The organism is Paenibacillus sp. UNC451MF (genome assembly GCF_000686845.1).
In the GTDB taxonomy this organism is placed as follows: domain Bacteria; phylum Bacillota; class Bacilli; order Paenibacillales; family NBRC-103111; genus Paenibacillus_S.
The window spans coordinates 1-12,348 of the sequence record NZ_JMLS01000052.1; the positions used below are offsets into that span (position 1 = coordinate 1).

The following is a 12,348-nucleotide window of genomic DNA, read 5'->3' on the forward strand; positions in this document are numbered from 1 at the left end:
TTATTTTTCTTGCTATTGAGATTACGAATCAATAGAAATATGTAAGTTCTTTTGCGTCCGATTTCATATATCATATGCCCTGCATGTGCTGATCTGGAATGTGGGGCTGTATCTTTATTTGTAGAAAACACCAAAGACATAATAACTTGGTCCTACATTGATGGCAGAGGAGAATTATTTAATAAGCAATTAACGTTCGATTTTGATAAACAAGATTAATACTCATCAATTAAAAGTACATATGGATTAGGTGGGTTTAAGTTTCCTTGGGACAAATAAACCTTTATTATGGAACTAACAAATACATTAGCTTAAGGAAACCAGAAGCGGACTGAAACGCAGTTGCTTTCTACTTGGAGGTTATTTCTTGGAAGATAACAGAAAAAAGGCATACTTAATTCTTAATTATCAAGCATTATTAGATTGCAAACCTAAAGTAACAGGTGCTGGTCATTGTGCTAACGGGTACAATAGATTATAAACAATTATGACACGACTGCCACATTACACAACACAACAAACAATTATGAGGTTAATGTCAATTTAAAACAAATCTAACTAAAACACCGCAATGCTTGGTGTTATTTTGTTGTCAATCTGCCACAGGGGGTTGCCCGGATCGACAGACCCTTCGGGCTTTGGATAGGTGTTGAAGATGAAATTATGAATCCGGATAAAGTGATTGCTTTTACGGGTTTAGCGAACCAAGTGAGCAAACAATCGTATGCAGAGATCGTGCCGGGCCAAAGACACTTAACCATCCTGAACGATACAGGCAAGCTGATTGGACCTTGGATATTGAAATCGTTAGCTCAATGATCCGTAGGATAAGATTCACGGATACCTTCACTCACAGGACCAGCCGGTCGTGATTGCGATACGGCTTTTTCGCGTCGGTTAGATTAGCCGCAATGGGATTTGTTCCAACTTGGTTATTTACCCGATGTTCCCATGGTTGTACCTCCGCATAAGAAAACACAGTTCACCTTAAAAATTTACATTCAGAATAGCGGAGCCTGAATCTATAATAAAATCAGCAGTTATGAAAACGCATGCATTTCATCGCTGCGCGAAAGGAGGAGCAAGGAACAAACTGCATGAAAACCAATTTCATTTTTGGGAGGGAGCTTTTATGAAAAAAAGCGTGAAGTCGATGATTACCGGTCTGGCTCTTGCGTCTACACTTGCTATCGGTACTACCGTTTTTGCAGCTACGGTGACCATTAATTCCGACGGTCCGAATACAGGTAAGACGGCCTTGGAAATTTTCAAGCAGTACCTTGGCCCTGACCCGGTTGATGGACCGACGGATTCTAATCACCTGTATGAATCTACTTCCACCTATGTAGGGAATGTATTTCAGTTCAAAGTAGGCGACGCTTCCGATACAGCTGCACTTGACGGAAGCAATACGGATCGCCAGCGCGTCGAAGTCAAAGCTTACAAAAGCTCCCCGAGCAACGTTAAAGCAACCCAAGGTGAAACGGTTACCTACAAATGGCAGTTTCGAGCAGTAAGCCCGTATCCGATGCCTCCTTCTGGTAACTTCCACCACATATTTCAGGTGAAAGCACAGGATGGAGATGACGGTGCGCCGATACTGACCTTTACGGTTGGAGACGGTTATTTGCTATTCAGACACAGCCCGATCGGAGCAACGATGGATCAAGTAGAAACGCTAGCCAAAACCAGCTTCTCTAACATTGATGGAACCTGGGTTGAAGCTACCGTCACCGTTCAAAATACGGATAACGGCAATTTGAGCATGATATTGAAAAAGCTAGACGGAACCGTACTCATGTCCTATAGCGGTAAAAAGGATAACTGGAGAGACGGGGCAACAATCAACCGTCCGAAGTGGGGAATTTACCGTAAAATTTATACGAACATGCCGGAAGCTAAACTTCAAATCGCGAACATTCAAATTACCAAATAATAGTCAATCCCCCACAGCAGCAAGAGCTTCTTCCGCTGTGGGGGATATCTTCTTGTCAGGTTCACCAAGGAAGGCATCACATCGTTACTGCTTTAACCTGCTCTTCGTTGTTTTTATCTTGCCTATTGACACGTCTTGCCCACCATGCTGTTAAGATAGGAACCAGAATCGCCGTGACGATAACGCAGGAAGCGATGACGAAGGTTACCGATGGCGCTACAGCGGCATATTTAGGGTTGGCCGAAGCAACAACCGCAGCCGCATTGCCCGCGGTTGTTGCTGCAGCGATCCCGGCAACTCCGTTGCCGCCGGTCAGCTTGTCCGCCAGCATACATGCGGCGCCGGGTCACTAAGACGACGAATAGACCAAGAACTATTCCGGTGAGTCCGCGATGAAAGGAATGATCATTTCCCTTCAAAACCAAACGAGTGAAGAAACGCTCTCGAGTTATAGGGAAAGAGGGCATGGCATAAAAACGTGCCTTGCCCTTTTTATATCGATCGGAAGTCAACAATGAACGTCGGAAACTTGGAGTGAAGACAAGTAAAGGGAAGTTTGAAGTCAAGGTGCGAGAAGCGGGAGCATACTGCCGCTAGGGTCTGTCGGAAACAGTGTTTCTTTTTATATGGGAGGATACTCATCCCTTTATTTTCACATCTGCGGATGCCTAAAAACAAAGAGGAAAGGAAAAAGGAGAAGAAGACCGAAAAGGTTCATTGTTGTTTCTCGGTTTAATTACGCATAACAACAGTTAGACGAAATTATTAACCCCTACAATACTAAAACATCTTTTTTTGAAGTGTGTTTTTCATGGCAAGGGTGTTGGCACTTTAACCCAAACTTGCCAAGCAATTGTTGAAAATTAATACAGTATGCAAAACAGAATGGCTGGGAGTTTAATGAGGAAAGAAATCAAATACGGTTAGATCGGTGACTTTTTAAATTGAAGAATTATCATTAAACATCAATAAAATACTAGTTTTATAACGATCATCCTAAGAGTTGTAAGAATGAAGAAATGGTTTTGTTGTAAAGATATTGTAACCGCGCGAGGCGAATCGGACACGCACTTTTTGCATCGGCAGCGCCAGGTCGCTTGATCAAGCGCTGCAACATGCAACGACGGAAATGCTGGCTATGCTCACTAAAGACTACTACCTGACTGCCTCGGAAGCAAGCCTGCTCCTGGGCCAGGCTGTGGAATACGAGGTGGCCAATGTGTTCAACCCCGCCTACAGCGTCGTTTGTAAAGTTCCAAAAGTCGTGCTGTCCATGCTATAAAAGAACTGTTTATCTGACAAAATGGCGATCGATCTAGGTATAGAACCTGGAGCGATCGCCATTTTGCTCTGGTATAGCCAGGCAATTATATCGATTCTCTAATCGAACACGGGCGCCGATATGATAGAAGACTTCAGTATCGTTAATATCCGCTTGACCTAGAGGGCTTTTTATTTTGCATATGGGAATTGAATTATGGTTCGTGTACAAGGTCTTTGTAGGCTGTGCGCTAAGAAAAATGGACCAGAAGGTCCCGCGTAGCTGTGAAAGAACAATGTCAGAAGTGTCGATGCTGATGGAGATTTCGCTTCTGATGGTCTTTCGCTTGGAAGAAGGGGTATATGCCCCTAGATCACGATTGTGAAGGGAAAAAGGTTCTTGTACCTACGCTCGACCAGCATATCGATGTTGATCGTGTCGCTTTCGTAGAGGACAAAGTACCTTTGCTTCTGGGAGCTCAGCTTAAGTTCACGTTCGATTAAACTCAACCATGCTGCTGAGGCATGGGTTTGAATCGGAGATACAATGCATGACCGAGGAGAAGACCTCCGACGGCGTAGACGATGGACAGGTAGATGCCGCTATTGCTCGTCGCAAGATAAGACGGGATGAAGACGTTAATGGCAACTTTTACAACGATAAGCACAACAATGACGCCGATAATCCATAATCTCTTCTTGTCAGATGTGATGAGCCCGAGTCTTTGTCTAGCGATTGCCCAGCGTTGAACGAGACCCGCAATAATCCCGAGGACGATACCTGATAGCAACAATAACCATTCGAGCATTCCGATTCCGACCAAAAGCAGACCCCACGCGATCCCGATCAGGATCAAGATGATACCGACCGCAAATGTTTTATTCAACCTCATCTTGATAAATACCACTCCTTTGCTTAATGGTAAGGAGTAAAGCAGATCAAACCTTGCGTGCAGCCATTTGAAATATAGTAACGAGCTCTTTAGCATAAGCGTCCAGATCAAGATCGAGACTCGCTGCTAACTGAAAGCTGAGTCCATCAATGGCCGATCGGATCGTAGCCGCCAAAACACGAGCGGAGAAATCGGTAAATTCCCGAAAATCCCCTTCCATAGTGCCCCGGTGCAACATTTTCACAAGCAAATTGATTGTCGCATCCGTATCGATGCTCCTGAAATGGCGAGGCTTCCCCTCCTCATCCCTTGCATGAATTACAATCTCCGTTACGGCAATAACATGCTTTCGATGCGATCTCATGAATACCAAATTCTTCTCGATATACGTGTTAATCCAACCCAATGCTGTCGTCTGCGCCGTAAGATAAGGTGTCATGAACGAAGAGCCGGATTCGTATAAGTCGGACACAATCTGTTCGATCAGATCGTCCTTGCTGGAGAAATGGTAGGAAATCACACCTTTGCTGATCCCAGCCTCTTTGGCAATTTGTGCCAAAGAGGTTTGTGCATAACCTCTCGAAGAAATAATCTCTATCGCGCACGTCATGATTTGGATTCGCCTTGCCTCTTCGATGAATGACATCTTTTTTGGGTTGTTCATTTTTTAACCTCATAATTTAATTTTAGTACGTACAGTTTAATTTTAGTACGGGTGGTCAAAATAATCAAGCACACTTTGAAGGTTTCATCGACCTGAACAACATCGTTATGGTTATGTGGAAAACTTGCCGGTACAGACGGTGCGGAGAACCGTATCACAAGTAAAGGAGTTTTGTTGAACTAACGATTTACAAGAGTTGAAAAATTACCTAAAGTAGCTGATACAAAGTTTCTCGCTGTTATAAACCATTTTTGATGTGGCGCATGAAGTACACTTGTCCTTGTTGTGACTATAAAACATTAGACTTAAAGCCTCCAGGAACTTTTTATATTTGCCCAGTGGAAAATAAGCTAAAGTAACCATCACAACAATTCGTGTCTTATTTAAATGGAAGGAGAAAGGGAATTTAGATAGCTTGTTTTATGAATCAATCCCAAAAAAGGATATTTTGCAAAGTTCGCGAATACATACTTAAAACGATATTATAAGAAGTTCGCAAATAACACGTTATCAGAAATCAGCGGAAATAAATAAAGTAATAACAACATGAAGGAGTATAAAGACCATTGAAAGCAATTAAGATCACTATAAATGTATTAATGTATCTGATTATTTTTTTAATATATTGGATTATTAGTTATTTATATTTGTCTATAAATCTATTGCACCTTTTTAAAGAATTAATAGAAATGGGCATAACAAATTATGTTTTACTGATGATGGTTATCGGAAGTGTTATTTCAATTGTAATATGTATATTCCTTAATTGGATTAGAAGGAAAAACATAAAAATTTTTTATATTATGTTTTTAATACATATTGTTTTGTTAGTTTATCTTATTAATTTGTTTACTTCCGATCTAGGAGGACCTGTAAGGCTTATTAACCACTAGGAGTATTCCGAATAAAGAACCAATGAATAGACTCTAGTAGAAAAGAAGAAGTCGCCGAGCGACAGAACAAGGAGCAGATTGCAGCAGCAAATGCTCCTTGTTTATTGAAGTAACAGGCACGACAATTCGGCGACGAAGAATGACATCAAGGACGCGAAAGTCATGGCACAGTTGGTCAAAGACGGAAGATACGCCGTACCAACGTTTCCTCAAGACATCTATGCCGAACTACGGGAAGCGATCTGACGACTGAACTGTGTGTCGTGTAAGCACAGGTCCATAACTGGTTAGATTGTTATTTTCCAGAGTTTCTAACGGTCTTTAAGGATTGGGAATGCAAGTCCGCCATTCAAATGCTCAGCCCTTATCTACTGCCGGATGAACTGGTTTCTGTACCCAAAGAGACGTTGTTGCAGCATCTGAGAGAAGCTGCAAAGCGAGGGCTTGGTCTAGGACGAATCAAGAATCTAAAGGCAGCAGCCAACCGTTCTGTCGGTATTCAACAAGGCTCTGAGCTAGCTAAAATAGAGCTGAAGATATTGCTAAGTCAGTACGAATGGCTTCATAACAAACTCGAAGAAAAACCAAATTTCACATTTTACTATACTGTGACTTATCTTTGTTATCATGAACTGTGACAAGATGTTAATCGTTTGAAAGGAATTAGTAATTCTTGATAGAATAAATATGAAGATGATCAGGTAATAAATTTGTACACATTAGGAGATAAAACTATGGCAAAAAACAAATTACTAAGAATGGACAATGTTGGCATCGTTGTAGAATCCCTTGATGACGCAATCTCTTTCTTTGAGGAGATTGGCTTGAAGCTCGAAGGGCGAGCTACTGTCGAAGGTGAATGGGCTGGTCGCGTAACCGGGCTGGGTTCACAGAGTGTAGAGATTGCTATGATGGTTACTCCAGATGGCCACAGCCGACTTGAACTTTCGCGATTTCTCACCCCACCTACTATATCAGATCACCGAACTGCTCCTGTAAATGCCCTCGGTTATCTACGCGTCATGTTCACCGTTGAAGACATTGACGAAATGGTATCCAGACTCACTAAGTATGGTGCTCAGCTCGTTGGCGAAGTGGTTCAGTACGAGGACTCGTATCGGCTCTGCTACATTCGTGGAAATGAAGGACTTCTAATCGGTTTGGCGGAACAACTCGGTAATAAATAAGTGACGTTTAAAAGAAGACTTAACTGAAATATACATTACTAGAGTAAAAATAGAAGCAGAAAAGCAGTGTGAATGTATCTCGAAGAAGTCGGGTGCATCATATAAACACCGCATTCACGCTCCGGGTCTGGGCGGCCCTCGGTCCCGGAAACAAGGAACGAGGAAGTAATTGCCGGGACACATCCGCACCGACTAACCGCATCGCGGCCGGCAGCAAGCTGCCTTAACTCGGTGGGACTTCGTGATGCATGAACTTTAACGGAAATCAATGCAAAACCAAATTAAAGGGACTCAACTAACGGGTACGATAGCGAGCAATTAAAGCAGCGGCAGTAGGGCTTGTTTTACGCTCTTAACTGCCGCCTTGTCCTAGGCTTCTTCTTTTATGTTTCACCCACGAGACGCTCCTTTGCTCTGACAACGAGCAGAGGAATTTGAAGCTCTTGCGCCAGACGAAGTGATTCTTTATAAGCAGCAACGGCCTGTGCCGTTTCTTGTCGATATGCCATGATATCCCCGAGAATCAGCAGGGAAGAGGAGACATATCTTTGATATCCCATTTTATTAGCGAGCGCAAGTGCCTTATCTGCATGAAGTTGGGCATTTTCCAAGTCTTCCCTCTTAAGATAAATATCACTTAACAATAAATGGTCAAGCGGCTGATAGGGCATGAATCCGGACTGTTGACGTAACTCCAGTGCTAGCTGTGCCTGTTGCAAAGCTTGATCAAGGTCACCTTTGATCAAGGCATTATAAGCAAAATGACGGACGGGTTCCGATTTCTCGAATATATGACCGGAACGGTCGGCAATTTCGAAAGCCTTGGTATAGAAATGCAATGCTTTTTCAATCTCCTGCCAACGCTCGTACACCGTTCCAATATGAAACAGAGATTCACTGATCCCCCTCGAATCACCCAACATCTCCCGAATCTGTAACGCCTGTTGCTGATAGTCCAATGCTTCCTTATACTTCTCCTGTGTACTCGATACGGACGCACTCGCGTTCAAATCCGCAAAATAATGAGCGATTCCAAGCAAACTTAAGGAATCCGCATACCTTTTGCGGTCTTCGACCTCGTTGGCGAGCTGCCTGAGCTTTCGCAAAGTAGAAAACATAAGCTCAGGGTTGTCGTTTGTAGATAAATATTCGAAAACACGAATCTTGCCCTCCAAAAGCAGTATCTGGAGCAGGTGCGTATCGCTTAGTTCGGGCAATTGAAACGAAGCATGCAGTACTTGTAATGCGTGTAATGAATTTCCGGCATAATGATAAGCTTTTGTGATTTCGCAAAGTGAATCAACAGCGACGGCATATGGCTCTTCCAATGACGACTTCATTGCACACTCTCCTTTCAAAATAAATGAATCGAGCTACTATTCATAGTAAGAATAGAGGACCTGTCAAGCAATAATCAAACTATCCTATGTGTCCAATACTGAACAAAAACGAGAAATTGTTGAAAAAAGGGTTTAGTCGAAAAGCGCGAAACGGGTTGAAACAAAGGAGGCCTCCATGGTGGGTGTAACAAGGAAAGAGGATCGGCGAAAACAGCGTACGCGTCAGTTGCTTAAGAGGGGCTTCATTGAAGTAATAAGGGAAAAGGGCTTCGATTCCATGAACATTCAGGACATAGCCGATCGGGCAAACGTGAATCGCGGCACCTTCTACCTTCATTACAACGATAAATACATGCTGCTGGATGAAATCGTCCGTGATACTTTCAAGAAAATGCTGCGAGATACGCTTCCGCTCCAGCCGCGGTGGGATATGGAAACCATACGGCTCCTTGTCTTGACGGTGTTGAACTGCTTTGAAGAAAAGTACCGCCATCGACAGCCATCGTCACGCATTCCTTCAGGGCTTCTTGAAAATGCCATTCATGATGAGTTAACCTCCTATCTTGCCCGGTTGATCGGATCGGAACGATCAGAGCCCTCCGTGGAATCGTATGCGAAGGCACGCATTATCGGCTGGGCAATTTTCGGAGCGGCTACCCAGTGGAGTCGGGAAACCATTACCATGTCAGTCGATCAGATGGCGGACACCATTTGTTCCGTTATAGTATCGGCAGGTTATGATCATGAAGAGTAGGGTATGAGGAATGGGATGTACTTAACCAGGAGTAAAGTTAAGGAGCCGCTTACTTCACGCGGCAGCGTCCTATGCTGCTGCGGTCGTTTGCTCGCTAAACTAACGGGCACAGTAGCTCAATAAACAACAAAAACAAGGCTCCGACACAATTCAGCAGCCGCGTTAAGTTAATGGACAGGATAGCAGACGGGCAGAAGAATGGAAGAAGGAATAAAATGTTTTGTTATAGAAAAAGAACACAAGTGATTTACTAATATTGGTAGAGGGGTGATTCGCATTGAAAACTATCCAAAAGATGTATGAGCATTTAAATTGGGCTAACCAACGTATTTTTGAAACACTGCAAAGTATTGAAGATGAAAACCAGGAGGTATGGCGTTTATTTACCCATATCCTTAATGCTGAGAAAGTATGGATAACTAGATTGCGTGGAATGGACAGTTCACAACTTCCCATATGGTCGGAGGCCGATATAGAGATCTGTGCAGAACTTGTTAAACAAAATGAAGAGAGCTACACAGCTCTTTTTACTAATTTAGCAAATACTGACCTAGATAAAATAATATCCTACACAAATAGTAAAGGAAAAGAGTTTAAATATTCTGTACGGGATATTTTAACTCATGTAGCTTTGCATGGTCAGTATCATCGAGGACAGATTAATTCACGACTTCGAGCAGTTGGTATTGAACCAGTTAATATTGACTTTATTACATTTATGAGATAAATGTATTCGGGGTAGCCTTGTTCAACTATTGGAGAACGATAGAGTAATAACTAGGGAGCAGATCGCCGTGCAGCAGCTGCTCCCTGTTTTCATTAAAGTAGCGGGCAGCATTCCTATTATGAGGAAATAAGAGGTTTGAGAAAGAAAAAGGCTCCTTGGTATGATGTTCATGGGTCCCAGAGCTGGCGAGCGAACTGACCCAAAAACAAACCAAGGAGACTACAAAATGCATTCTGCTCAAAATGAACGAATTAATCAACTCACTTCTTCTATTTATCGGTGTAGTCATAGCAAAATTCAAACATGGCTCGAGCAACATCCAGGAAGGATTCGAGAATGGTTTCAAAACAAGCTTGAAGAATTGGGGGCAAAGTTGGATGAATTGCTCATGCAGATCCCGCATGTACAGCAATTGCTGGCCATGAAAGGGATTGGAAGAGATACCATCCCAGGCTTTCTAACTGAGGTAGGCGACTTGAAAACAAATTCATCAGGTATACACAACGGACAGACGAAGATAACCAAGCGAGGCTGTGGGAGGGTTAACCGCCATGAGTTCTTGTGGAGATCCATGGGTGCAACCATAGTTTACCTAAGTATCCACTTTTTAAAGTGAGTGGTTTAGGTGTAGACTTTTTGTGCCTTTAGCAGTCCCACAAATTTCTTCAACTGTGACTTAGTTCCATCGAAATGTTATCTATTAAGATGAACACTTGGTCAAAATCTAAGAAAACGTGAGCATTTAAGAGATAAGCGATTCTCTATAGAAGGAGATTAGTTTATTAATTGGTAGGTGTACTTCTGGACATTCGACCCCTTAAAATAGTCTGTTAGTGACTGGCGGAATAACAACACAGTGGTAATAATTAGTGCATGGTTGTTGTTTTAATGGCGCCACGCTCATGACCGTCAACAACCCGCTGCCTGCTCTGCAGGTGCGCCGTCGATTGGAACAAAGCTCGTAAAACGAAACCATGGAGGTGTAGAATGATTCTAAACAAGTTGAAATCGGGTGTCCGGCCTATGTTAACGGGAAAGAGGCTATTTATGGTTGTGGCGGGAATCGCCGTTTTATGCCTGCTCCCCTTAGTCTCGACCGGCATTAGCGCAGCTAAATCCCCGTTGAAATCCAAGATGTTCGACCTGTCGGAGCCAGCGGCGGAGTTAATCCGGGATAAAGCGCTGCATAATGGTACGGTCCTACAATCGTTCGCTTTTGACAACGTGAATCAGCACATTTATGTCGTGCAGCTGATGGCTGGCGGGCAGCAGCTGCCGGGAGAATCCGCACCAGTCAGCGGTGCGAACCGGGATAAGAACGGTGATTTGACCTTGACGCAGCTTGATCTGACAGGAAACGAGCTTGGCTATATGTTTCTGAAGGGATTCGGCCATGGTGTCCAGATCGGCGTGGAAACGGTGGGCGAAACGGCGTACTTATGGACGGAAACGGATTCCGTAACAGAAGGCAGCAGCGGATGGGGCACGCAGTTGGCCCGGTTCCCATTCGAGAACGGGAAGATTATGACCCCGAGCTCGCCGGAACTTGAGAAACACCGGCTTATCGAGGGTGCGGACCGCACAACCGTCAATATCGATCCCGCTAACGGATTGCTCACGATGCGATACCGCAAGGACGGCGCATTCCGCTTCGGGGTGTATGCGTTGGAGCAAGTGAACCGGAGGGAGTACGTCCCAGTGGCTGACGTGCCTCAGCCGGCAGTGGGTACATTCCAAGGCTTCGCTTCTTATGGAGGCTACCTGTACTTATTGGAGGGCAACTCTTATGGCTCAACCGGGTCGGTCCCCCCTACGGGCAACACTTACATCACGGCAGTAGACTTGAATACGGGTGAAGTTGCAGACAAACAGCTGATGTCCGCCGGAGATACGCTCTCCTTCCGGGAGCCGGAAGGGATGGCTGTCCGCCTGCCGGATGTGAAGCATCCACAGAAAGCCGAACTCAGCTTCGGATTTGCTTCTGATTTCACGCCGAAGAGATTGGCCAATATCTACTCGCTGGATAGACTGTTGCCTGAACAGGCGATTGAAGAGTAAAGTGAAGGGACGAGAAAGCAGGAACACGAGTGCCGCGGCTAACCGCCCGCACCCTGTTCCTGCTTTTTTAACATATAAAAAGATCCACGCAAAGTAATAGAATAAGCTCCGAAGAAACACGTCACTTTGTAGGGTTTCTTCTAGTTGCCGTTGACGGCACGTTATTGTTGCCTGCCGAACTCGGTCGGAGTGGTCCCGGTTTGCCGTTTGAAGGCGCGATTAAATGGAGAGACCGTGAAGTATCCGACGAGTGAGGCGATATCCTGGATTATTGAACTAACGAGCAGCATTCCTATTATGAAGAAATACGAGGTTTGTGAAAATAAAAAGACTCCTTGGTATGATGTTTAAGGATCCCAGAGCTGGCGAGCGAACGGATCTAAAAACAAACCAAGGAGACTACAACATGCATTCTACTCAAGATGAAAGAATTAATCAAATCACTTTTTCTACCTTAATTATCGGAGTCGACATCGCAAAATTCAAACATGTGGCTCGTGCGCAAGACTACCGCGGAGTTGAGTTTGGGAAGCCAATAACGTTTGAGAATAACCGGGAGGGCTTCGAGGTATTCGTGAGTTGGTTTAGGAAGATTTCAACGGAGCAGGGGTTTCAGGACGTCATAATTGGTATGGA

At 44.1% G+C, this 12,348-nt stretch carries 15 protein-coding genes and 1 pseudogene; 12 read left to right on the forward strand and 4 right to left on the reverse strand.

Translation table 11 applies throughout. The features are described 5' to 3' along the window. The first annotated feature begins 663 nt into the window (after window positions 1-663). Both BP97_RS40415 and BP97_RS0130140 read left to right on the forward strand, forming a co-directional pair. Window positions 664-819 (forward strand): hypothetical protein, encoded by a 156-nt coding sequence (locus BP97_RS40415; protein WP_156043413.1) that lies wholly within the window; start codon window positions 664-666, stop codon window positions 817-819. 313 nt (window positions 820-1,132) lie between these two features. Continuing rightward, window positions 1,133-1,936 carry a heparin lyase I family protein gene (locus BP97_RS0130140; RefSeq protein WP_028552436.1) on the forward strand — a complete coding sequence of 268 codons (804 nt, stop codon included), beginning with the start codon at window positions 1,133-1,135 and terminating at the stop codon, window positions 1,934-1,936. 76 nt (window positions 1,937-2,012) lie between these two features. Here the strand turns inward: BP97_RS0130140 and BP97_RS0130145 are convergent, their stop codons facing one another. After that, entirely contained in the window at window positions 2,013-2,267 is a 255-nt protein-coding gene (locus BP97_RS0130145) for a 2-keto-3-deoxygluconate permease (protein WP_028552437.1), read from the reverse strand. A gap of 1,292 nt (window positions 2,268-3,559) precedes the next feature. Here BP97_RS0130145 and BP97_RS40420 point away from each other — a divergent pair. Then, complete coding sequence (locus BP97_RS40420) at window positions 3,560-3,700, forward strand: hypothetical protein (protein ID WP_156043416.1); 141 nt, start codon at window positions 3,560-3,562, stop codon at window positions 3,698-3,700. 2 nt (window positions 3,701-3,702) lie between these two features. On the opposite strand, the gene BP97_RS0130155 is transcribed toward BP97_RS40420, so the two are convergent. Together BP97_RS0130155 and BP97_RS0130160 are read right to left on the reverse strand one after the other, a co-directional pair. Continuing rightward, on the reverse strand, window positions 3,703-4,089 hold the full coding sequence (locus BP97_RS0130155; protein ID WP_231506500.1) for a hypothetical protein: 387 nt from the start codon (window positions 4,087-4,089) through the stop codon (window positions 3,703-3,705). A 46-nt stretch (window positions 4,090-4,135) separates the two neighbouring features. Then, window positions 4,136-4,753, reverse strand: a complete 618-nt coding sequence (locus BP97_RS0130160) for a TetR/AcrR family transcriptional regulator (RefSeq protein ID WP_028552439.1) — start codon at window positions 4,751-4,753, stop codon at window positions 4,136-4,138. 263 nt (window positions 4,754-5,016) lie between these two features. Between BP97_RS0130160 and BP97_RS41800 the strand changes: the two genes are divergently transcribed. From BP97_RS41800 to BP97_RS0130175, 3 genes are all read left to right on the forward strand, one after another. Then, on the forward strand, window positions 5,017-5,112 hold the full coding sequence (locus BP97_RS41800; RefSeq protein WP_197035564.1) for a CPCC family cysteine-rich protein: 96 nt from the start codon (window positions 5,017-5,019) through the stop codon (window positions 5,110-5,112). A gap of 944 nt (window positions 5,113-6,056) precedes the next feature. After that, window positions 6,057-6,284: a hypothetical protein gene (locus tag BP97_RS41280; RefSeq protein WP_028552441.1), complete on the forward strand. Its 228-nt coding sequence runs from the start codon at window positions 6,057-6,059 to the stop codon at window positions 6,282-6,284. A 96-nt stretch (window positions 6,285-6,380) separates the two neighbouring features. Then, window positions 6,381-6,833: a VOC family protein gene (locus BP97_RS0130175; protein ID WP_028552442.1), complete on the forward strand. Its 453-nt coding sequence runs from the start codon at window positions 6,381-6,383 to the stop codon at window positions 6,831-6,833. 383 nt (window positions 6,834-7,216) lie between these two features. Here BP97_RS0130175 and BP97_RS0130180 read toward each other — a convergent pair whose 3' ends face one another. Beyond that, a complete protein-coding gene (locus BP97_RS0130180) occupies window positions 7,217-8,173 on the reverse strand; it encodes a tetratricopeptide repeat protein (RefSeq protein ID WP_028552443.1) in 957 nt (318 codons plus the stop codon). Window positions 8,174-8,348: 175 nt separating this feature from the next. Between BP97_RS0130180 and BP97_RS39225 the strand changes: the two genes are divergently transcribed. The 6 genes and pseudogenes from BP97_RS39225 to BP97_RS0130205 form a co-directional block, all read left to right on the forward strand. Continuing rightward, complete coding sequence (locus tag BP97_RS39225; RefSeq protein WP_028552444.1) at window positions 8,349-8,927, forward strand: TetR/AcrR family transcriptional regulator; 579 nt, start codon at window positions 8,349-8,351, stop codon at window positions 8,925-8,927. Window positions 8,928-9,204: 277 nt separating this feature from the next. Beyond that, entirely contained in the window at window positions 9,205-9,654 is a 450-nt protein-coding gene (locus BP97_RS0130190; protein WP_028552445.1) for a DinB family protein, read from the forward strand. A gap of 226 nt (window positions 9,655-9,880) precedes the next feature. Next, the gene (locus tag BP97_RS41285) at window positions 9,881-10,270 is read left to right on the forward strand and encodes a hypothetical protein (RefSeq protein WP_028552446.1); all 390 of its coding nucleotides are present in this window, start codon (window positions 9,881-9,883) and stop codon (window positions 10,268-10,270) included. Window positions 10,271-10,641: 371 nt separating this feature from the next. Then, window positions 10,642-11,712 (forward strand): phage baseplate protein, encoded by a 1,071-nt coding sequence (locus BP97_RS37935; RefSeq protein ID WP_051621060.1) that lies wholly within the window; start codon window positions 10,642-10,644, stop codon window positions 11,710-11,712. 144 nt (window positions 11,713-11,856) lie between these two features. Continuing rightward, complete coding sequence (locus BP97_RS41290; RefSeq protein WP_231506501.1) at window positions 11,857-12,063, forward strand: hypothetical protein; 207 nt, start codon at window positions 11,857-11,859, stop codon at window positions 12,061-12,063. 55 nt (window positions 12,064-12,118) lie between these two features. Continuing rightward, window positions 12,119-12,348: pseudogene (locus tag BP97_RS0130205) on the forward strand (IS110 family transposase); the annotation flags it as partial.

Coding starts and splice junctions, on each gene's coding strand:
- BP97_RS40415 (WP_156043413.1), top strand. CDS start 664: ATGAATCCGGATAAAGTGATTGCTTTTACGGGTTTAGCGAACCAAGTG.
- BP97_RS0130140 (WP_028552436.1), top strand. CDS start 1,133: ATGAAAAAAAGCGTGAAGTCGATGATTACCGGTCTGGCTCTTGCGTCT.
- BP97_RS0130145 (WP_028552437.1), bottom strand. CDS start 2,267: ATGCTGGCGGACAAGCTGACCGGCGGCAACGGAGTTGCCGGGATCGCT.
- BP97_RS40420 (WP_156043416.1), top strand. CDS start 3,560: ATGCCCCTAGATCACGATTGTGAAGGGAAAAAGGTTCTTGTACCTACG.
- BP97_RS0130155 (WP_231506500.1), bottom strand. CDS start 4,089: ATGAGGTTGAATAAAACATTTGCGGTCGGTATCATCTTGATCCTGATC.
- BP97_RS0130160 (WP_028552439.1), bottom strand. CDS start 4,753: ATGAACAACCCAAAAAAGATGTCATTCATCGAAGAGGCAAGGCGAATC.
- BP97_RS41800 (WP_197035564.1), top strand. CDS start 5,017: ATGAAGTACACTTGTCCTTGTTGTGACTATAAAACATTAGACTTAAAG.
- BP97_RS0130175 (WP_028552442.1), top strand. CDS start 6,381: ATGGCAAAAAACAAATTACTAAGAATGGACAATGTTGGCATCGTTGTA.
- BP97_RS0130180 (WP_028552443.1), bottom strand. CDS start 8,173: ATGAAGTCGTCATTGGAAGAGCCATATGCCGTCGCTGTTGATTCACTT.
- BP97_RS39225 (WP_028552444.1), top strand. CDS start 8,349: ATGGTGGGTGTAACAAGGAAAGAGGATCGGCGAAAACAGCGTACGCGT.
- BP97_RS41285 (WP_028552446.1), top strand. CDS start 9,881: ATGCATTCTGCTCAAAATGAACGAATTAATCAACTCACTTCTTCTATT.
- BP97_RS37935 (WP_051621060.1), top strand. CDS start 10,642: ATGATTCTAAACAAGTTGAAATCGGGTGTCCGGCCTATGTTAACGGGA.